The organism is Bacillus sp. OTU2372, assembly GCF_038440275.1.
Lineage (GTDB): Bacteria > Bacillota > Bacilli > Bacillales > Cytobacillaceae > Neobacillus > Neobacillus bataviensis_B.
Window position 1 is genome coordinate 1 of record NZ_JASATK010000034.1, and the last position, 21,315, is coordinate 21,315.

Below are 21,315 nucleotides of genomic sequence, written 5' to 3' on the forward strand. Positions count from 1 at the left end.
ACTATGGCGAGTTTTGCCTTTTTTATATGCCAATTACAATGTCAAAACGACTGTCAATTCGGGCAGAGTAAGCACCTCAACAGGGAACCCTTTAGAATAAATCTGCCAGCTTCCAATTTATCGTTTTTGCAATTCCTGCTGCAACAATTTATTGACCAGTTGTGGATTAGCCTGTCCCTTAGTAGCTTTCATCAGCTGACCAACAAGGAATCCAACGGCCTTATTTTTTCCATCCTTGAAATCTTCTACTGATTTCGGATTGGCATCAAGTACCTCTGCAATAATCTTAAGAAGTGTGCCTTCATCAGAAATTTGTACAAGTCCTTTTTCCTTAACGATTTTTTCCGCATCGCCGCCATTTTCAATTAACTCTTTAAAAACAGTTTTGGCAATCTTAGAAGAAATCGTTCCATTTTCAATCAACTTAATCATGCCTGCTAACCCTTCCGGAGTTAACGCCACCTGATCAAGTTCCTTGCCCTCAGCATTTAGGTATGCAGACACATCACCCATAACCCAGTTCGAAGCAAGCTTCGCATCAGCACCGCCGCTAACCGTTGCCTCAAAGAAATCAGCCATTTCTTTCGTTACCGTCAATACTTTGGCATCATAAACAGGCAAGCCAAGTTCTTCAATATAACGCTTTTGGCGCTGGTCCGGAAGCTCAGGGATTTCAGCACGAATCCGTGCTTTCCAATCCTCATCTATATATAAATCAAGTAAATCTGGCTCTGGGAAGTAACGATAGTCATCAGAACCTTCTTTAACCCTCATTAAAATTGTTGTCCCTGTAGCTTCATCAAAACGGCGTGTTTCCTGATCAATCGTCCCGCCTGAAGATACTACTTCCCGCTGGCGTTTTTCTTCATACTCGAGACCTTTACGGACAAAGTTGAATGAGTTCAAGTTCTTTAATTCGGTTTTCGTTCCGAACTCTTCTTGTCCGACTGGACGGATGGAAATATTGGCATCACAGCGAAGCGAGCCCTCTTCCATTTTACAATCGGAAACACCTGTATATTGAATAATTGATTTTAATTTTTCAAGATAAGCATAGGCTTCATCCGGAGTACGGATATCCGGCTCAGAAACGATTTCGACTAGCGGCGTTCCTTGGCGGTTGTAATCACACAAAGAATATCCTTTTTCGTGGTTCAGCTTGCCGGCATCTTCTTCTAGATGAATCCTTGTAATCCCGATCCTTTTCGTATAGCCGTTTACTTCAATCTCAATCCAGCCATGCTCACCAATCGGCTGGTCAAATTGCGAGATTTGATAGGCTTTCGGGTTGTCTGGATAAAAATAGTTCTTACGGTCAAATTTTGTATGTGTGGCAACCTGACAATTTAAAGCCATCGCTGCCTTCATTCCGAACTCAACTGCCTTTTTGTTAAGGACAGGCAGTACACCCGGATATCCAAGGTCAATTACACTTGTATTGGTATTCGGCTCAGCCCCAAAGTGGTTCGGGCTTGCTGAGAAGATCTTCGATTCTGTTTTTAACTCAACATGGACCTCAAGTCCAATTACTGTTTCAAATTCCATCGTTTCCACCCCCTACAATTCTGGCTTCTGTTTATGAAAGTCTGTTGCCTGCTCAAACGCATGGGCAACACGATAAATGGTTGCTTCATCAAAATGCTTGCCAATGATTTGTAATCCAAGCGGAAGACCTGCATCAAAGCCGCATGGAATGGAGATTCCAGGTACGCCGGCAAGGTTAACTGGGATTGTTAAAATATCATTGATATACATGGTTAACGGATCATCGATTTTTTCGCCAATTTTAAACGCAGGTGTTGGTGTTGTTGGTCCAACAATGACGTCATATTTTTCAAAAACATCTTCAAAATCCTTCTTAATCAACGTCCGGGCCTGCTGTGCTTTTTTATAATAAGCATCATAGTAACCGGAGCTAAGTGCAAACGTACCAAGCATGATCCGGCGTTTTACTTCATCACCGAAGCCTTCTGCACGTGTCTTTTTATATAATTCAATTAAACTTTCTGCATCTTGAGTTCGATAGCCATAACGCACCCCGTCAAAACGAGCAAGGTTTGCTGATGCTTCTGATGAGGACAGCAAATAATAAGTTGCTAAGGCATACTTGGAATGCGGTAGAGAAACTTCTTCCCATTCAGCGCCAAGACTCTCAAGGACCTTTAATGAATCCATTACAGATTGGCGGACTGCATCTGTCACACCTTCGCCTAAATATTCTTTTGGCACGGCGATTTTTAGACCCTTAATGTCGCCTGTTAGAGCAGAAGCAAAATTTGGAACATCAACATTCGCAGAAGTTGAGTCCATTGGATCTAAACCAGAGATAGCTTGTAATAGATAAGCATTGTCCTCAACCGTTCTTGTAATTGGACCGATTTGATCAAGCGATGAAGCAAAGGCGACGAGACCAAAACGAGATACACGGCCGTAAGTTGGTTTCATTCCAACGACGCCACAAAAAGACGCAGGTTGTCGGATGGAACCGCCGGTATCAGACCCTAAGGAGAAAAGCACTTCTCCTGATGCGACAGATGCTGCAGAACCGCCTGAAGATCCGCCAGGCACCCTTTCAAGATTCCATGGATTACGTGTTTTTTGGTAGTGGGAGTTTTCATTTGAGGATCCCATTGCAAACTCGTCCATATTTAGTTTACCGATTGTAACGGTTTCTGCTTGCTGCAGTTTTTGAACAACCGTTGCATCATAAATCGGGTCAAAATTTTCTAGAATTTTACTCGCACAAGTAGTACGCAAACCCTTGGTAACGATGTTATCCTTCACGCCAATCGGCATGCCAAAAAGCAAACCTCTGGAATCTTCAGAATTCAACTTTTCATCTTGTGATTTTGCAGTTGCCCGGGCTCTTTCTTCATCTAGGGTTAAAAAGGCCTTGACCTTGTCTTCAACCTGGCCAATACGTTTATATGACTCTTCTACGAGATCGGATACGGTTAATTCCTTCTTATGTATTAACTCATGAAGGTCCGAAACTTTATAATCAAATAGACTCAATTTTTTCACTCCCTACTCTCCCAATATCGATGGTACCTTAATTTGACCGTCCTGATGCTCAGGTGCATTTTTCAGCACCTCTTCACGCGGCAGCCCTTTTTGTGAAACGTCCTCGCGCAATACATTTTTCATATCAAGGACATGGTATGTAGGCTTCACATTCTCCGTATCCAATTCATTTAACTGTTCTGCAAAAGTAATAATCTTATCCAACTGTTTTGTAAATTTTTCGACTTCTTCTTCCGTAACGGCTAATCGCGCCAAGTTGGCAACGTGTTTTACTTCTTCCGTTGAAATTCGTGACATGCTTTTAACCCCCTATCTCAATATTATTTTATAATTGATAATACCAAACTTTTTCGCTTTACCGCAATGATTCCTTCTTCATTATTAACAAACAAAGAGAGTTTTAGATTATCATTTAACATTTTAACAAAAATGAAACCTGACAGCGTCAAGAGACGTCATTTATAATATTCAAATAAGCTAAGAATTTGGGAGAGTAATTGTAATGAAAAAGAAACGAAAACGGAAGAAATGGAAAACCTTTTTCGTGCTGTTTTTGCTTTTTTGCGGATTGGCTTGGGTTCAAATTCACTTTCAAAAACAAATTTCCCCTCCGCTCGTGAAAACTGATACTTTTGCAGCGGTAAAAAAATATACGCCTTTTATCCATGACGAATTAGCAAAATATCAGCTCGAGGAGCACACCCCTGTACTTGTTGCCCTGATGCAGCAGGAAAGTCACGGCCTTGGCGGAGATCCGATGCAGGCCTCTGAATCGGCCGGTTTGGCTAAAAATACGATTACTGACCCTAAACAGAGTATCCAGGTCGGAGTAAAGCATTTTCAACGCGTCCTGGCTTATGGAACTCAAAAAAAGGTAGATTTTCCAACGATTATACAGGCATATAACATGGGGGCTGGCTATATTGACTATGTAGCGCAGCATGGCGGGAAACATAGTGAGGAACTGGCAAAGGATTTTTCCCTTCTACAGGTAAAACAAAAACCAGCCCTATATAATTGCGGCGGAGACAAGGATAATTTCCGCTATCCATATTGCTATGGTGATTTTACCTACAGCACCAAGGTGAATAAGAATATTCAATTGTTAGTGGATAGTGTTCCTGTGACAAACAGCGAAAAAACACCTAGTGGATCTTTTTAAAGAATCATTAGGTGTTTTTGTTTTGTATACTTTTCACAGTTGTCACTTGAAGGATTTTGAACGGGATATAACCTAATATCCCACCTAGGGTATTTAAAATAAGGTCATCGACATCAAAGCTGCCAAATTCAAATACTAGTTGAATGGTTTCAAACGTTAAACTCAAGATAAAGGTGGTAATGGTAACCTTGCTAAGTTTCTGGAACCCTTTTGAGAGCAATGGTAAAATAAATCCAAATGGGGCAAATCCGATGATATTCCCTACTAAATTCTCAATTCGGATAATTAAATTAATATCAGCTAAATACATGTAGAAATAAATGGTTTTGAAGGGAACGAAGTTATTGTCACGCCAGTGGTAACCATCGTATGTAAAGTTAAAATGTTCAATAATTTGCGATAACGGGATATATTTAAAAAGGATTAATTTTGAAAGAATAGCAATATAAACACAAAGGATAAGTGTCAGGATTAGTTTAAAAATCAGCTTCATTATCACTGCTCCATTTTTAAAGTGTCAAACTCTACCATACCATAGTTTTAAGCTAATGTGATGAAAAATAATTAATTGGAGGAAATTAGTATGGCCGAACATCACTTCCATTTAAAAGCCAACTGGCCTGGCTTGCGTAATGATATTGGCGAAATTGAGGCTGGGAATTTAAAAACAAAGGTATCCATTCCGCCCGAAATGGACGGGCCCGGTGTTGGTACAAATCCGGATGAAATGCTGCTTGGAGCAGCGGCAACCTGTTATATTATTACGCTTGCTTCGATGCTGGAGCGTTCTGGTCTGGAAAAGGAATCATTAACGATGGATTCAGAGGCTATTGTCGATGTGACGGGCGGCGTTTTTACCTATAAAAAAATTATCCATCGCCCATGTGTAGTTTTGAAAAGCAATGCTGGTGCAAAAGATTTGTCATTGGCTAAGAAGCTGGCGCAAAAGGCCGAAACTTCTTGTATGATTAGTCGCGCGATTCAAGGGAATGTAGAGATGGAGCTTGAGGCATTGGTTGAAGTTGCAATTGAATAGGTGCTCCTGAGCCGAGCACCCTTTTTTCTAGTAAAATTCCATATGTCCTTTTTCCTGTTGGTAGTAATCCAATCTATCTTGAAGCGTACCAGTATGAAATTCAAATTTATGCCCATCTGGGTCGGTGAAATAAATAGATTTCTTATCCCTTTCATCCCGCTGCCGGCCAGGCAAAATATTCACGTTTAGCTTCTCAAGTTTATTGCACATTTTTGAGAAATCCGCCTCATCTATTGAAAATGCAATATGGGTATAAGATTGGTTGAACTCATTACGGGGGATGCCCTTTTCAACGTTAAGGGCAACCCATAGACCATTTAAATCAAAGTAAGCTGTGTTGCTTCCTTTTACTAATAGTTTGGCCTCAAGTACATTTTGGTAAAATTTAATTGATTTATCTAAATCAGACACCGAGAAAAGTAAGTGATTTATTCCTTTAATTGTCATACATTCACCTTTTTAAATTTAATTTTATTGCCTATCTTAAAAAAATAAAAGTGTGTGATCCATATTTGAACCACACACTTAGTTTCACCGCTTGAACAACTTAGCAAATAGACTTTTTTTCTCTGGCAGCTTTTCAGGTATTTGGACTTTTTGGCTAATAAATATATCTTCCTTGTCGATCGCAACGCTCATGGCTAATACTAAACCGATGTCTGTATCATGCTCTTTGTTGGTCACAATCTTATGTTCCATTTTATTTTTTGAGGCTAGTTTTACATATTTAGATAACTCTTCATATGCCATGTTTCCATTTAGAAAAAGCTGTGCCTTTGGATATTCCTTCATGAATTGCTCTACTTGTGGATATATTTTGGTTTCCGCTACCTGGCTTTTGGTTAGTGCGACTATGATTCGTTCACGTAAGGTTCCTAGGTATTTCCGCCGCTCTTCAGGTTTTGTTTCTAAAGGTCCATAGATGCCTTGCTTCAGGACATCCTCTACAGTTTTCCTTTCCAAGCATATCAACTCCATCTAAAAGGCTATTATTATGTATGATAATACCTTAAAAAAAGTGCTGTTCCAAAAAACATGAAAACTGGTTTTGCCTTATTCACAAGTTGGCTACCCTTATCTGCAAAGTTAGCCCCCTAGCCGCAAGTTAGCTCCTCTTATCCGCAAAGTTAGCCCCCTAGCCGCGAGTTGGCTCCTCTCATCCGCAAATTGATTCCTTTTACCCGCAAGTTGGCCCCTCTCATCCGCAAGTTGGCTCCTCTCATTCCCAAGTTAGCCCCCTAGCCGCGAGTTGACTCCTCTTATCCGCAGGTTAACCTCCCACCAACAAAAAGGATCCTCCCCTCCATACGGAGAGCAGGATCCACACACACAACTTTATTTATTACTACTAAACTGCTCTACCTCCGTTGACCCCTTCAATGCCGTAGTCGAAGACGTACCACCTGTAATAACCATCGATACCTGATCAAAGTAACCCGTACCAACCTCACGCTGATGCCGTGTCGCAGTGTAGCCGTATTGCTCGCTGCTAAACTCAGCCTCCTGCAACTCCGAGTAAGCTGCCATGCCGCGCTCCTTATAGCCGCGGGCAAGCTCGAACATGCTGTGATTCAAGGCATGGAAGCCGGCAAGCGTAACGAACTGGAACTTGTAGCCCATTTCGCCAAGCTCCTTTTGGAAATTTGCAATCGTTTCTTGATCCAGTTTCTTCTTCCAGTTAAAGGATGGTGAACAGTTATAGGCTAATAGTTTGCCAGGGAACTTCTCATGAATCGCTTCCGCAAACCTTCTAGCTTCCTCAATATTCGGCTCAGAAGTTTCACACCAAATTAAGTCGGCATATGGAGCATAAGCTAAACCGCGGGCAATCGCCTGATCAATTCCTGCACTAGTACGGAAGAAGCCTTCCGGTGTCCGTTCACCTGTAATAAACGGAGCATCATTCATATCGATATCACTCGTAATCAAATCCGCCGCATTCGCATCCGTCCGGGCAACTAGTACAGTTGGAACCCCCATCACGTCTGCAGCCAAACGAGCCGCAATCAAGTTGCGAACCGCCGTTTGTGTTGGCAGCAGTACTTTTCCGCCCAAGTGTCCGCATTTTTTTTCGGAAGACAACTGGTCTTCAAAGTGAACCCCTGAAGCACCTGCTTCAATCATCCCTTTCATCAATTCAAAACAGTTTAACTGTCCGCCAAACCCAGCTTCTGCGTCAGCCACAATCGGTGCAAACCAGTCAATGGAATTATCGCCTTCCGAATGATGGATTTGGTCCGCGCGCTGCAGGGCTTGATTAATCCGCTTTACCACACTTGGTACACTGTTTGCAGGATAAAGGCTTTGGTCCGGATACATATGTCCTGATAGGTTTGCATCGGCTGCCACTTGCCAGCCGCTTAAGTAAATAGCTTTTAATCCTGCCTTTACTTGCTGGACAGCTTGATTTCCTGTCAACGCTCCAAGGGCATTCACATAATCTTCTTCATTTAATAGCTTCCAAAGCTTTTCAGCACCTCTGTGGGCTAAAGTATGCTCAATATCAATCGAACCGCGGAGTTTGATTACATCTTCTGCCGTGTACGGTCTAGTAATTCCTTTCCAACGGCTATCCATTTCCCAGCTTTCTTGTAATTGAGCAGCTCTTGAATCTGTCATTTTAAAATTCCTCCTATTAATCTATTTAGATATTTTTATAAAAAGAATCCCTTATAACTGCTGATACCCTGGCAGTGTTAAGAAGTCAATAAATTCATCATTTAAGATCAAACGGTCAAATAGTTGAACAGCTTCGGTGAATCTGCCCTTTTCAAAGTTTTCAGCGCCGACTTCCAGCTTAATCTTCTCCAACTCTTCTTGCTTTAATTGCTCATACATTTCGGCAGTCACTTTTCTGCCGTCGTCTAAGATACCTTTTGGATGGCGGATCCATTGCCACAGCTGTGCACGTGAGATTTCAGCCGTTGCTGCGTCCTCCATCAAATTATGGATTGGGGCAGCACCTCTGCCATTTAACCAGGATGCCACATATTGAATGCCAACATTGATGTTTGTACGGACTCCTGCTTCCGTAATTGTGCCGTTTGGTACTTCTAGTAAATCCTGTGCTGTAATTGTTACCTTCTGCTGTTTAGCAGTATGGATTTGGTTCGGCGTTGGCATTTCACGGTTGAATACTTCCATCGCCACCGGCACTAGTCCTGGATGTGCAACCCATGTTCCATCATGACCATCACGGGCCTCTCGTTCCTTATCGGCACGAACACTAGCAAACGCTTCCTCATTGGCCTGCGGATTATTTTTTATCGGTATTTGCGCGGCCATCCCACCCATTGCTGGTGCCTTGCGGCGATGACAAGTTTGAATTGTTAATAGTGAATAGGAACGCATAAACGGTGAAGTCATCGTTACTTGCGAGCGATCCGGTAATATAACTTCCTTTTGATGGCGAAGCTTTTTAATATAGCTGAAAATATAATCCCAGCGTCCGCAATTTAATCCTGCGGAGTGTTCCCTTAACTCATAAAGAATTTCATCCATTTCAAACGCAGCTAAAATAGTTTCTATCAATACCGTTGCTTTGATGGTTCCTTGAGGAATCCCCAGCTTCTCCTGTGTATACACAAATACGTCGTTCCAAAGCCGTGCTTCTAAGTGACTCTCAAGCTTTGGCAGATAAAAGTAGGGGCCTGAACCGTTTGCAAGCAATGTTTTTACATTATGGAAAAAGTAGATTCCAAAATCGAAAAAGCTTCCAGAGATGGGCTTGCCATCTAAGAGCACATGTTTTTCTTCGAGATGCAGCCCTCGTGGTCTAACGATGAGAACCGCTGTTTCTTCCTTAAGCTCATATGTTTTTCCATTTGGATTTTCAAACGATATTGTCCGGTTTATCGCATCTCTTAAGTTGATCTGTCCTTCAATGATACTTTCCCATGTCGGTGATGTGGCATCCTCAAAATCAGCCATGAACAATTTTGCACCTGAGTTTAACGCATTAATGACCATTTTGCGGTCAGTCGGCCCGGTTATTTCTACCCGGCGATCTTGGAGATCCTTTGGCAGCGGCGCCACTGTCCAATCACTGTTCCGGATATGCTTGGTTTCAGGAAGAAAATCAGGAAGCTTGCCTTTATTCATTTCCTCTTGGCGTTTATCCCTGTACTGCAACAGTTCGATTCTGCGGTGACCAAATTTACGCTCTAACTCTTCGATTAAGTTTAATGCCCCGGGTGTCAAAATCTCATCATACTGGGCTTTTAAAGCCCCAACTACTTCAATACCTGTAGTTTGCGTCGACATGTACTCGTTCACCTCTTTGTTATAATACAGTACTTACCTTCGTTTTGTATTATATAACAGTATTTTGGAAAAGGGAACCATTTTTTCTGAAAATTTTTAAAAATAGGTAATTATCCCCTGCACTTATAGGGGTAACTTTTATAGAACGGAGCAAAACCTTGATATCTATACGTTTATTCAATAGGTATATTTTCCTGCCCACGACAAAAAAACGAGTGCCTTTAAAAAAGGCACCCGCTTTTACTTTAATTCCTCATATAAACGCTGGAAATCCTCCGCGCGATTTTGACTGTTTAAAAAATCCTCGCTAACCATTGCTGTTAGTAATTTTCTTTTTAAAGCTGGATCTTTCACTTCCTTCAGAATCCATTGCCGCGCGGTAAAAAGAAATTCAAGGTATTCTTCATATCGTTCATCAAATATCTTTTCTAACTCCGCGCGTAATTTCTTGGCAAGTGTTGGACTTGCCCCTCCAGTCGATACCGCTATACTTAACCGACCCCGCTGCACATGTGCTGGCAGATGAAAATCGGAAATGTCCGGGTCATCGGCAACCGTCACCAGTTGTTGCTTCTCGGCCAAGGATTTTACGGATTGATTGATGTCCTTATCGTCAGTTGCTGCAAAGATAAGAGCCGCACCCCGAAGGTCTTCCGCTGAAAAAAACTTTTTTTCCCATACAATTTTTCCATCTAGAAAAAGGGTTTGGATTTCTCCTGTAGCTTCCGGGCTGATCACCACCACCTGAGCCCCCGTGCCAAGCAGACCTCGAACCTTTCGCTCGGCCACCCTGCCGCCGCCGATCACTACTACTTTTTTCGTATCAAGTTGTAACATAATCGGATAGTTTGTCCTCATTCCTCTACTCCCTGTAATGGATGCTCTACCAAATAGTTTACTAACGCTTCCTTCGAAGGGCTGACTGGCACCTCGGGAGAACCAAGCCCAGCATTTATCGCAGCTGATTGCGTTAATTCTCCCATAGCGATTACCTGCTTACCATTCAACAGCTGCCATGCATTTATATCACATTCTGCTAATGCTGTCATAAACGGTTTAACGGAGGCACTGCTTGGGAAAATCATCGTATTGATCTGTGCTTCCTTAAGCATTCGTTGAAAAATCGGCAGGAATTGGCGATCCAACTCCTTGTTGCTTGTTACCATAACCTCTGCTTTATGAAAGTTTGTCTGTAATAATTGAGTATCACCGACAATCAGCATTTTTTCTGAGTCGACAATCTCCGAAGCCAGTTTCCCGATCAATCCTCGCTCACGTAATGCCTTTAACGTTTTGCTAGACATCGCAAAGAGTTCCGCACGTATGTTGCGAACATCAATTTTCTGTTCAATAACAGCCGCAAAAAATTCTGCCGCATTTTCAGGTGATGTAAATAATATTTTTTCAAAGCTAGTAACCCTTCGGAGATCAAGCGGTATCCTTGTTACTTTCCATTTTGGAAACTCAATTACATCTGCCCCTTGTACAAGTAATTCCTTTGCTAATTCACTTGGGCTTGAACTTGTCCGTGCTAACAAAATTTGCCGGCCATACAAAGGCTTTTTCTCAAACCAGCTTATTTTTTCACGAAGAGAGATAACGTCTCCAACCAAAATAATCGATGGATTGCTGAACTTTGCCTTTAGCACTTTCTCGGAAATATTAGCTAATGTTCCTTGCAACGTTTTTTGCCGGCCAAAGGTACCCCAGTGAATTAATATCACCGGTGTAGAGGAAGGCTTCCCATATTTGATGAGATTTTCACAAATAAACGGTAAATTCCCAACCCCCATGTAAAAGGCAATCGTGTCCACACCTCTGGAAAGTCCTTCCCAATCAAGGAGCGGCTTTCCATCCTGAGATTTGTCATGGGCAGTAACGACCGCGAAGGATTCCGCATGCTCACGATGGGTGACAGGAATTCCTGCATAAAGGGGGGCTGCAATCCCCGATGAAATGCCAGGAACGATTTCAAAAGGAATTTGGTATTCAGCCAGGGCAGCTGCTTCCTCACCTACTCTGCCAAATACGCCCGGATCTCCGCCTTTTAACCGCACCACGATCTTTCCTGCTAATGCCTTTTTCACTAGGAAATCATTAATGCTCTCTTGGCGCAAGGTATGACGGTCAGGCAGCTTTCCGCAATAGATGAACTCACAATCACTGCCGGCGTATTCTAATAGCTTGGGATTGGCAAGCCGGTCATAAAGTATGACCTCGGCTTGCTTAATCGCCTCTAATCCTTTTATTGTGATTAAACCCACATCTCCTGGTCCTGCTCCTACTAAAAATACTTTTCCTGTTTTCATCCTGCTGCAGCCTTCCTTCCCTTTTTATAAAACTATAAAAATGATATCTTCTTTGACTTCTACCTTAAAGGTTCTCACCTGACCTTCATCAGGAGCCTGAACCTTTCCATCTACTAATGAGATTTTCCAATCATAGACCGGACAATACACATATTCGCCGCTGATCAGACCTTCAGAAAGGACCCCGCCCTTTGGATGGGGGCTGCGGTTTTCTAATGCATAAACCTGACCAGTTGTTGTTTTAAATAGAGCTACTTCTGTCGTGTCAACTTTGATAGAATACCCAGCTCTTGCTTTTACATTTTTATAATGTGCTACTGGAATTCGAGTGATAGTTTCGATCATTTGGATTCACTCCCGACTGAAATGTTATGTCTAGTATAATATTTATCCTTTATTTCTTCATTTTGAACTGCTTCATTCCATGGCTCAATATATTTTTTTAAGGTTTGATCCATTCTATCGTTCAAGCCTCTACGTGTTTCCTCGTCCGCCAATACTTCCTTGACATGATCCAGTCCCATCCGCTCAACCCATTTAGAGGTCCGCTCCAAATAGTTAGCTGTTTCGCGGTAATACTGGAGGTAAGCACTTGTCATTTCCATTACTTCTTCTTCTGTTTTCACGGTACATAGCAGATCGCCGGCCCGAAGGTCAACACCGCCGTTACCAGCGACATAGATTTCCCAGCCTCCATCAATTCCGACGAAGCCGATATCCTTGATACCTGCCTCTGAACAGTTTCTTGGACATGCAGATACGCCCATTTTCACTTTATGTGGTGTATCCAGACGTTCAAATTTCTTTTCCAGCTTGATGCCAAGTGCCATTGAATCTTGTGTACCATAGCGGCAGAATTGTGCTCCAACGCAAGTCTTAACCGTTCTTAGTGTTTTTCCGTAAGCATAACCAGATGGCATATCCAACTCCTCCCACATCGCCGGAAGGTCTTCTTTTTTCACACCGAACAAACCGATTCGTTGTCCACCCGTTAATTTTACTAAAGGAACGTTATACTTTTCAGCAACTTCAGCTATTTTTTTCAAATCTGCTGCGGTTGTGACACCGCCATACATTCTTGGAACAACAGAATACGTTCCATCCTTCTGAATATTAGCATGCATCTTCTCATTCACGAGACGGGAATCACGGTCATCCTTATATTCATCCATATGAATCATGCCAAGATAATAGTTGATCGCCGGACGGCATTTCGTACAACCTTCCGTATTATTCCAATCAAGTACGTTCATGACCTCTTTTACATTTGTTAGTCCTTTTTCCTTGATTTCAGCTACCAATTCCTCACGGCTTACTGTAGTACATCCGCAAATGCTTGTTTTCTGAGCTGCGGCCGCATCAAACTGATCACCTAATGAATGGGCAAGAATTTGGCTGACCATTGGTTTACAGCGTCCGCAAGAACGGCCCGCGTTAGTGCAATGGCTTACTTGGTCTAGTGTTGTTAGGCCTTGTGTTTGGATTGCTTCGACAATCGCGCCCTTTGTGACACCGTTACAGCCGCAGACTAACTCATCATTTGGCATAGATGCAATATCGTCCGTGCTGCTTTCTCCAGTACATTCTGTATGGAAAATAGAAACCCCGCTGATATCTTCTTTTTTGGTCAGCATTCTATATAATCTAGTACTATCTTTTGTATCACCATAAAGGACAATTCCTACTATTGTGTTGTTTCTAGTTAGTACTCGTTTATAGAGTCCCTCGTACTCATTGTAAACCATAATAGATTTAGTAGTGCCATCTTCAAAAATTTCACCTGCAGAGAATAGGTCCACGCCAGCAACTTTTAGCTGTGTACCAGTCACAGAACCTTCATATGGTTTCGATTCGATTCCGCAAATATGACTGGCAAGGATTTTTCCTTGTTCATATAATGGGGCAACTAGGCCATAAACAATTTCTCTGTGTTCCGCACATTCGCCGACTGCGTATACATGAGGGACACTTGTTTCCATATAGTCATTCACAACAATACCGCGGTTCACATAGATGCCGCTGTCTTTTGCAACTTGTATGTTCGACTTAATTCCAATCGCCATAACAACCAGATCGGCTTCGACTTCAGAACCATCTTTAAAACGAAGTCCTGTTACACGCTCATCGCCTAAAATTCCAACGGTTTGTTTCTCCATAAAGAAGTTCATGCCTTGTGATTCTAGCTCTGTTTTAAGTAAAGAAGAGGCGATTGGGTCAAGCTGGCGTTCCATGAGATGCGGCATAAGGTGGACAACATCGACTTTCATGCCAAGGTTTAGGAGCCCTCTTGCTGCTTCAAGTCCAAGCAGCCCGCCGCCAATAACAACAGCCTTTTGGTATTGGCCTGCTGATTTGATCATCATTTCACAATCTTTGATATCACGAAAACCCGTTACACCGATTTTGTCTGCACCGGGAATAGGCAAAATAAATGAATTAGATCCTGTTGCAATAATGAGTTCATCATACTCAACTTCTCGACCTTGATCACTGATGACACGCTTACTTTCTACATCGATGCTTACAATGGCTTCTCCTGTGTACAACTGGATATTATTTTCTTTGTACCACTCAAGCGGATTGATAATAATATCATCAAAGTTTGTGTTACCCTGAAGAATATTTGATAATTTAATACGATTGTAGTTTGGATGCGGCTCTTCCCCAAAGATGGTAATCTCAAATTGCTCGGTATTCAGTTTAAGAATTTCTTCAATGGTCCTTACTCCAGCCATTCCGTTACCAATCATTACTAGTTTCTTCATATCTGGTTGGCTCCTTTATAGTTAATAATAATGTGTTTAATTTTCACTTAATAGTTTTTCTCTATAGATAGATTGTAAAGGGAACACCCCTAAAAAATTGTGACGTTCATCACATCTCACACGTTAATTATGACATTTCTAGTAAATGTAAATGCCCAATTGTGAGAGACTACCATATCTACCATACCCACTGTAATAAAACGTCCAAAACAAAAAAGGGTGACAGGCACCCTTTTTACGTTATGCAGGTTGTTTATTTTTTCTTAGTGCGAAATGGGGGTTGATGATGGCATTGATGACGGGTACTAATATGCCGATTAGGAGCACAGGGGCTAGCTCCCATAATTCCAACGGTGGTGTGATAAGGATTCCAGACTTGTGAATGGCAAAAAGGCTGAGAAAATAGGCAAAACTGCCAATGAGTCCAGCGAGCCAGTTGGTTCTTCTAAACAATAGAAAGGCCAGTGGAATTAGGATAATTGTCATCGGTACGTAGGAGGTAGGATATTCTACTGCTGCAAAGATAGCTTTTCCAATAAATCTTAAACAAATGTATAACAGGGCTCCCATAAATGGAATAGTAAAATCACGTAATATACGAATCGTCACAACCGTTAATAGCCCTACCATTAAGACAGAATAAATCGGATACACATATACTGGGATTCCGCCAAAGATTTGTGATGCGGGGTCAGAGATTAACTCAAGAATTTCCTTCGAAGCAATCGATTTTCCATGCATGTATTGGTCATAAGAGATCGCTCCATTTTCCTGCTGCATATTCGGAAACAACAAGCATTCAAGCAAGAACATCATAAACCACGTATGCATTGACTTCCATGTCGGTACTGTATGCCATGTATACAAATTATATCCATGCCATACACCAAATATCATGATGTCTGTGGCAATATAGTAAATAAAATGAGTTGGACTCCAGGTCGTTAAATCGATCCCATAGGCAATATGGTAGGTAAAATCAAGGGGAATACCGATAAGAAACAGCCCATATCCGATCGTAATGAGATTCCTTGAAAAACCGTCCATGTAAGTAGAGTGTCTCCACTCCTTAAATAACAGGATGCCCCCTAAGGCAAAACCCATGGTATTAACAATATGGGGAATAGAGTATTCTTCAAATAAATATTTAAAATGATAAGATGCATCCCAAGCCGACCCAATAAATTTTAATAAAAAAGCAAGGACCCACAAACGGTAATATTTCAATATTTCATCCCCTCTCAAGCTTTTATCTGTATTTTGTTCCATTAATCAGGCACTTAGTGAAGTTTGCTTTCAGATACAACTTCGGTTCATTCAAATTATCCTAACAGGTCAAAAGGGTCTCCAATTATGGCTATTAAGATATAATTTATCGCTAATGCCATTCCAAAAAGAATACCAGCTATCTTTACCTTTTTTTGCGTAAACAGCTTATACATAAAGACAATACCAGAGATGACGACAAATGCATTACATGATAGAAAGGTCCAAAGCAAGCTCTCACTATGCGGTACTGCTGTAACATGAAACAAATATAATGGGATCAAAGGTCCAAAACCTCCAAGAAGACGATATACTAACTAGGTCTTTTTAGTGATGACATTTTAAAATATGCTCTTTATTAATGACGTATTTCATTTTATAAATGTTTCCTTTTCATCTTGTTTTCTTAATATTATCATAGCGGGTATAAAATTTTACATAAAATTCTTTCGTTGTCTTTATTAGGTATATTGCTATTAGCAATAGATAACACTTTTAAAATGTCCTATAAAACATATTGTTATCGCTATCCATTAATTTATGACAATTCAAGGAAAAAAACCCCTCCTCACTTAGAGAAGGGGTTCGTTCATTCTTTTGTTTGAACTAATACATTTCTGAAGTTGTTTTCGCTTGCATATGAAGAAGCAAGTAATCAGGTCCGCCTGCTTTCGAGTCAGTACCAGACATATTGAAACCGCCGAATGGCTGGTAGCCAACAATGGCACCTGTACATGAACGGTTGAAATAAAGGTTACCAACATGAAAGTCTTCACGAGCCTGTTCTAAGTGGGCGCGGTTATTAGTAATAACGGCCCCAGTTAAGCCATATTCCGTATTGTTGGCAATATCAATTGCTTCTGTGAAATCCTTTGCTTTAGTAAACCCAACCACTGGGCCAAAGATTTCTTCCTGCATAATTCGGGATGTAGGGGAAAGTTCTGCAAAAACAGTTGGCTTGATGAAATATCCTTTTGAATTATCACCTTCGCCGCCAGTCAGCAACTTACCTTCTTGTTTCCCAATTTCAATATACTCAAGGATTTTTTTATATGCATTGTTGTCGATAACAGGCCCCATGAAATTGCCTTGCTCAGCAGGATTTCCTATTGTTAATTGATTGGTTAACTCGACAACACGATTTAATACTTGTTCATATACATCCTCAACGACTACTGCTCGAGAACATGCAGAACATTTTTGGCCAGAAAAACCGAATGCTCCAGCAACGATGGATTGGGCTGCAAGCTCGAGGTCCGCCTCTTTATCGACAACAATGGTATCTTTTCCGCCCATTTCTGCAATTAAGCGTTTCATCCAAATTTGACCGGGGCTTAATTTAGATGAACGTTCGAAGATACGAAGACCCACATCACGAGAGCCTGTAAAGCTGATGAATCGAGTATCTTTATGGTCAACCAAATAATCGCCTACTTCAGCCCCACTGCCTGGAACAAAATTTAAAACTCCTTTTGGCAGGCCTGCTTCCTCCATTACTTCAACAAATTTGGCTGCGATAATTGGAGTGGTAGATGCTGGCTTTAATAAAACGGTATTGCCTGAGACAATGGCTGCAACAGTTGTTCCTGCCATAATGGCAAATGGAAAGTTCCATGGTGAAATAATAATGCCGACACCAAGTGGAATATAATCATAGCGATTGAATTCATTCGCTCGGCTTTGTACAGGAACCCCACCTTTTAAAGACAGCATTTGCCGTCCGTAATACTCAAGGAAGTCAATTCCTTCAGCCGTATCTGCATCGGCTTCTTTCCATGGCTTACCTGCTTCTTTTGTCATTAAAGCTGAAAACTCATGCTTACGGCGGCGAATAATTGATGCTGCCTTAAAGAGGACATCAGCGCGCACTTCAGGTTTTGTTTTTTTCCAAGTTTTAAATGCTTCTACCGCCGCTTGCATGGCTTTTTCCGCAAGCTCTTGGTTAGCCTTTGAAACCTGGCCAATTACTTCTTCTTTATTTGCTGGATTATAGGAAATGATTTTTTCTTCTGTTGTGATTTTTTCTCCGCCAATGACTAGAGGATAATCTTGCCCCAAATAACCTTCTACTGTTTTTAATGCTTGTAGATAGGCCTGACGGTTATCTTCCACTGAAAAATCAGTAAACGGTTCATGCTTGTATGGCTGTATCATTTCTAACCCCTCCTATGTATTAAAACGGTTACATACAGAATCATTCTAACATGATTAAGAATGATTAGGAACTACAATGAACGTAGACTTAGATGGACTTATCTCTTTAAAAATTGAAAAAGACCCAGCAAAAAGCTAGGTCTTATTGATAGATATAGACAAATGGTTCCGTTGCATCAGCCTTTTTGACAATGAGTGCCTCAGGACCATCCACGGACGTTACACTAACCGAAACAGAAAGATATTTAGGGAAATGCTCCATCACAAGCCCCGTCACATATTGGGTAAAACCAATCCCCTCTGTCTTTCCATAAAATTGAATTGGAATAGTGATACTCAAGTCCTGCAGTTGGTCACCTACATAAAAGGCCTTGCCAATCACCCCATTATAATTAGGAAAGTATTCCTCTACATCTTGTTTAAAGTTAAGAAAGGCAATCGTATCATCACGATGGTCATTTTCAGCGTCGGTAGAAGGGAACAAGTAGTATTTTTCATCAACCTTTTCCCAGCTATTAAGATCGGAGCTTCCTTGATCCACCGTTGAATACGTGAAAAAGTTGCCTGGTACGACTGATGTTTTACTTTGCTGTTCAAATAAAGCAATTGTGATTGGGATATTACCTAAATTCTTCATGGACCGAATACGTTTTACTACTTCTGCGGCCATTTTCTTGCCTTCCTGTTCCATTTCTGCAAACGGAATTTTTTTCTCTAGGGTATCGCCGTCTGATTGTAATTTATAATAGTAAATCGAGTTTAATGCCAGACCAATCGTGATTCCTGCAAGAGACACATTACCCTTATCGTCTTTTGTTAGATAATCATGTTCTAAGATATGAGCAAGATAAACCGGGCTTGAAGGCGGACTCCCAGCCGGACTGGTATTGACTGGATTTAAACCAATATTGTCCGCTGCTTTCATATTATTTTCCTTAAGCTGTGCAGCCGTATACTGACGGCTTAACCACTGTTTTATGGTCGCTGCCTTAATTTGCTGGCCCTCTTGAAAATAATACTTATCCGTGTCAAAACTGTTCTGGGCGATTCTCATCAAGCCCATTTCAAATTCATTTAAGTCATATCTTGTATTAATATTGTTAACCACTAATCCGCGCGCTTCCCCCGGTTCAAATGGCAGGATCGTCCGGTAATAATTATTCGAGATATTATATTTAGGAATAATCGCTTTCCCCGTTGTCTTCACCTTTGTTTGAACTGTTTCATTTTGCTTTTGGAAATTAGGTGCACAAGCACTAAGCAAAAAGACCATGGAGAGAGCGAGCAATGAGATTTTTCTCACGTCGATCCACCTCTTATTTATTTAATTCTACTAAAAGCCTCTCCTCGTCCCACACTTCGATACCCAGTTCTTGTGCTTTCGTTAACTTAGAACCCGCATCTTCACCCGCGATGACGAGATGTGTTTTTTTACTAACACTTCCAGCGACATTACCGCCAAGGGCTTCAATCTTTTCCTTCGCTTCATTTCGGGATAACTGCTCCAGTTTCCCTGTAAGGACAACCGTTTTCCCAGCAAACACACTGTCTGATTCTTCTACAGAAATAGGTCTTGCCCCTTTATATTCCATATTAACGCCAGCCGCCGTTAACTCGTTTATAAGCTCCATCGCTTCCTCTTGTTCAAAAAATGACACAATCGAGTCAGCCATCTTATCTCCGATTTCATTGATACTGATTAACTCCATTTTGTCGGCCTTGGCTAATTTTTCCATGGTCATAAATTGTTGGGCGAGTGTTTTTGCAGCCTTCGCTCCAACATGGCGGATACCTAGTCCAAATAACAGCTTTTCAAGAGAATTAGCTTTGGAGGCTTCAATCGCTTTTAGCAAATTGGTGACAGACTTTTCACCCATTCTTTCCAAGGCTAAGAGCTGTTCACGTGTTAGTTTATATATATCCGCAACATCACCAATTAATTTTTCAGCAAAAAGCTGACTGATCACCTTTTCTCCAAGACCCTCAATGTTCATGGCATCACGGGAAACAAAATGAATCAATCCTTCGCGTATTTGTGCAGGACATTTCGGGTTAATACACCTGAGGGCTACTTCCCCTTCTAGACGCACAAGTTCACTTTCACACTCTGGACAATGTGTTGGCATGTGAAAATCTACTTCATCACCTGTTCGCTGGTCTGCCAGAACATTAACCACTTCCGGAATGATATCGCCTGCTTTTTTCACAACCACTTTATCACCGATTTTAATATCCTTTTCACGGATTAAATCCTCATTATGCAAGGAAGCCCTCTGTACGGTTGTTCCTGCTACTTTAACAGGCTCGAGAATAGCTGTCGGCGTAATGACACCGGTTCTCCCTACACTTAACTCAATCTCTAAAAGAGTCGTCACCACTTCTTCAGCTGGAAACTTAAAAGCGATGGCCCAGCGCGGACTTTTGGCCGTGGTACCAAGCTCGGCCTGCTGTTCTAGAGAATCTACCTTAATAACAATTCCATCAATTTCATATGGAAGGTGCGGACGCTTATCAACCCAGCTGTTAACAAACTCAATAACATCTTCAATCGATGCACATTTTCTGCGCTCTTTATTGGTTTTAAAGCCAAGATGATCTAAATAATCAAGCCCTTCACTATGGGTTACCACCCCGGTTTGACCGGAATTGCCAATCCCATATAAAAACACATCGAGTTTTCTTGATGCCGCTATTTTGGGATCAAGCTGACGAAGGGATCCAGCTGCCGCATTTCTTGGGTTGGCAAACAGCTCCTCGCGGCGTTCTTCCCGCAGTTGATTCAATGCTTCAAACGAACGCTTTGGCATGTAGGCCTCACCGCGCACCTCAAGCGAAACATTTTCCCGCAGACGAAGCGGGATGGATTTTATCGTTTTTAGATTTGCCGTTATATCTTCCCCAATGGTACCGTCGCCGCGGGTTGCCCCTTGAACAAATAAACCATTTTCATAACGCAATGAAACAGCAAGTCCATCAATTTTCAATTCAGCAACATAAGAAATATTGCCGCCTACAGCTTGACGGACTCTGCGGTCAAAATCCCTTAGGTCTTCCTCGTTGAAGGCATTGCCCAAACTTAACATCGGTGAACGATGCTCCACCTTTTCAAATAGATCAAGGACCGGACCGCCGACACGGACCGACGGAGAATCAGGTGTTTTTAGCTCTGGGTACTTTTCCTCCAGCTCTAACAGCTCCTGCATGAGCTTGTCGTATTCGGCATCAGGTACCGAAGGATTGTCCAACACATAGTATTCATAACCATATTGATTTAAGAGGCCTCTTATTTCCTCGTTTTTTTTCGCAGCGGTTTGAAGATCCATATATTCAGCCCTT

19 protein-coding genes are annotated in these 21,315 nt (G+C 41.7%); 2 read left to right on the top strand and 17 right to left on the bottom strand.

The genetic code is table 11. From position 1 onward, the window contains the following. Positions 1-117 precede the first annotated feature (117 nt). From gatB to gatC, 3 genes are read right to left on the bottom strand one after another with little or no spacing between them, the layout of a single operon-like run. A complete protein-coding gene (gatB, locus tag AAHB15_RS27455; RefSeq protein ID WP_098530773.1) occupies positions 118-1,545 on the bottom strand; it encodes an Asp-tRNA(Asn)/Glu-tRNA(Gln) amidotransferase subunit GatB in 1,428 nt (475 codons plus the stop codon). Positions 1,546-1,557: 12 nt separating this feature from the next. Beyond that, entirely contained in the window at positions 1,558-3,015 is a 1,458-nt protein-coding gene (gene gatA / locus AAHB15_RS27460; RefSeq protein WP_098530810.1) for an Asp-tRNA(Asn)/Glu-tRNA(Gln) amidotransferase subunit GatA, read from the bottom strand. A gap of 12 nt (positions 3,016-3,027) precedes the next feature. Beyond that, positions 3,028-3,321, bottom strand: a complete 294-nt coding sequence (gene gatC / locus AAHB15_RS27465; RefSeq protein ID WP_098530774.1) for an Asp-tRNA(Asn)/Glu-tRNA(Gln) amidotransferase subunit GatC — start codon at positions 3,319-3,321, stop codon at positions 3,028-3,030. A 205-nt stretch (positions 3,322-3,526) separates the two neighbouring features. On the opposite strand from gatC, the gene AAHB15_RS27470 reads away from it, so the two are divergent. Continuing rightward, the gene (locus AAHB15_RS27470) at positions 3,527-4,186 is read left to right on the top strand and encodes a lysozyme family protein (protein ID WP_335572336.1); all 660 of its coding nucleotides are present in this window, start codon (positions 3,527-3,529) and stop codon (positions 4,184-4,186) included. 7 nt (positions 4,187-4,193) lie between these two features. Here AAHB15_RS27470 and AAHB15_RS27475 read toward each other — a convergent pair whose 3' ends face one another. Further along, positions 4,194-4,679: a VanZ family protein gene (locus AAHB15_RS27475; protein ID WP_342043718.1), complete on the bottom strand. Its 486-nt coding sequence runs from the start codon at positions 4,677-4,679 to the stop codon at positions 4,194-4,196. A gap of 90 nt (positions 4,680-4,769) precedes the next feature. Between AAHB15_RS27475 and AAHB15_RS27480 the strand changes: the two genes are divergently transcribed. After that, positions 4,770-5,222 (top strand): OsmC family protein, encoded by a 453-nt coding sequence (locus AAHB15_RS27480; RefSeq protein WP_335572335.1) that lies wholly within the window; start codon positions 4,770-4,772, stop codon positions 5,220-5,222. A 27-nt stretch (positions 5,223-5,249) separates the two neighbouring features. Here AAHB15_RS27480 and fosM read toward each other — a convergent pair whose 3' ends face one another. From fosM to ligA, 13 genes are all read right to left on the bottom strand, one after another. Beyond that, a complete protein-coding gene (gene fosM, locus AAHB15_RS27485; RefSeq protein ID WP_144567099.1) occupies positions 5,250-5,669 on the bottom strand; it encodes a FosM family fosfomycin resistance protein in 420 nt (139 codons plus the stop codon). Between the two features lie 84 nt (positions 5,670-5,753). After that, positions 5,754-6,185, bottom strand: coding sequence for a YueI family protein (locus AAHB15_RS27490; protein ID WP_335572334.1), 432 nt, complete (start codon positions 6,183-6,185; stop codon positions 5,754-5,756). Positions 6,186-6,557: 372 nt separating this feature from the next. Then, entirely contained in the window at positions 6,558-7,841 is a 1,284-nt protein-coding gene (gene aceA / locus AAHB15_RS27495; protein ID WP_342043720.1) for an isocitrate lyase, read from the bottom strand. 51 nt (positions 7,842-7,892) lie between these two features. Continuing rightward, entirely contained in the window at positions 7,893-9,485 is a 1,593-nt protein-coding gene (gene aceB, locus AAHB15_RS27500; RefSeq protein WP_342043721.1) for a malate synthase A, read from the bottom strand. A 240-nt stretch (positions 9,486-9,725) separates the two neighbouring features. Beyond that, complete coding sequence (locus AAHB15_RS27505) at positions 9,726-10,343, bottom strand: NAD(P)-binding protein (protein ID WP_342043723.1); 618 nt, start codon at positions 10,341-10,343, stop codon at positions 9,726-9,728. Continuing rightward, positions 10,340-11,794 (bottom strand): uroporphyrinogen-III C-methyltransferase, encoded by a 1,455-nt coding sequence (gene cobA, locus AAHB15_RS27510; protein WP_335572330.1) that lies wholly within the window; start codon positions 11,792-11,794, stop codon positions 10,340-10,342. The genes AAHB15_RS27505 and cobA overlap by 4 nt, the downstream gene beginning before the upstream one ends. Before the next feature lie 24 nt (positions 11,795-11,818). Continuing rightward, positions 11,819-12,139, bottom strand: coding sequence for a nitrite reductase small subunit NirD (nirD, locus tag AAHB15_RS27515; protein ID WP_098995852.1), 321 nt, complete (start codon positions 12,137-12,139; stop codon positions 11,819-11,821). After that, positions 12,136-14,559 carry a nitrite reductase large subunit NirB gene (gene nirB / locus AAHB15_RS27520; RefSeq protein ID WP_342043725.1) on the bottom strand — a complete coding sequence of 808 codons (2,424 nt, stop codon included), beginning with the start codon at positions 14,557-14,559 and terminating at the stop codon, positions 12,136-12,138. Before nirB ends, nirD begins: the two co-directional genes overlap by 4 nt. A 240-nt stretch (positions 14,560-14,799) precedes the next feature. Then, positions 14,800-15,786, bottom strand: coding sequence for a hypothetical protein (locus tag AAHB15_RS27525; protein WP_335572328.1), 987 nt, complete (start codon positions 15,784-15,786; stop codon positions 14,800-14,802). A gap of 95 nt (positions 15,787-15,881) precedes the next feature. Beyond that, positions 15,882-16,109: a hypothetical protein gene (locus tag AAHB15_RS27530; protein WP_335572327.1), complete on the bottom strand. Its 228-nt coding sequence runs from the start codon at positions 16,107-16,109 to the stop codon at positions 15,882-15,884. A gap of 322 nt (positions 16,110-16,431) precedes the next feature. Continuing rightward, on the bottom strand, positions 16,432-17,979 hold the full coding sequence (gene pruA / locus AAHB15_RS27535) for an L-glutamate gamma-semialdehyde dehydrogenase (protein WP_342043726.1): 1,548 nt from the start codon (positions 17,977-17,979) through the stop codon (positions 16,432-16,434). Between the two features lie 142 nt (positions 17,980-18,121). Further along, positions 18,122-19,282, bottom strand: coding sequence for a CamS family sex pheromone protein (locus tag AAHB15_RS27540; protein ID WP_335572325.1), 1,161 nt, complete (start codon positions 19,280-19,282; stop codon positions 18,122-18,124). Positions 19,283-19,295: 13 nt separating this feature from the next. Continuing rightward, on the bottom strand, positions 19,296-21,302 hold the full coding sequence (ligA, locus tag AAHB15_RS27545; protein ID WP_342043727.1) for an NAD-dependent DNA ligase LigA: 2,007 nt from the start codon (positions 21,300-21,302) through the stop codon (positions 19,296-19,298). Positions 21,303-21,315 lie beyond the last annotated feature (13 nt).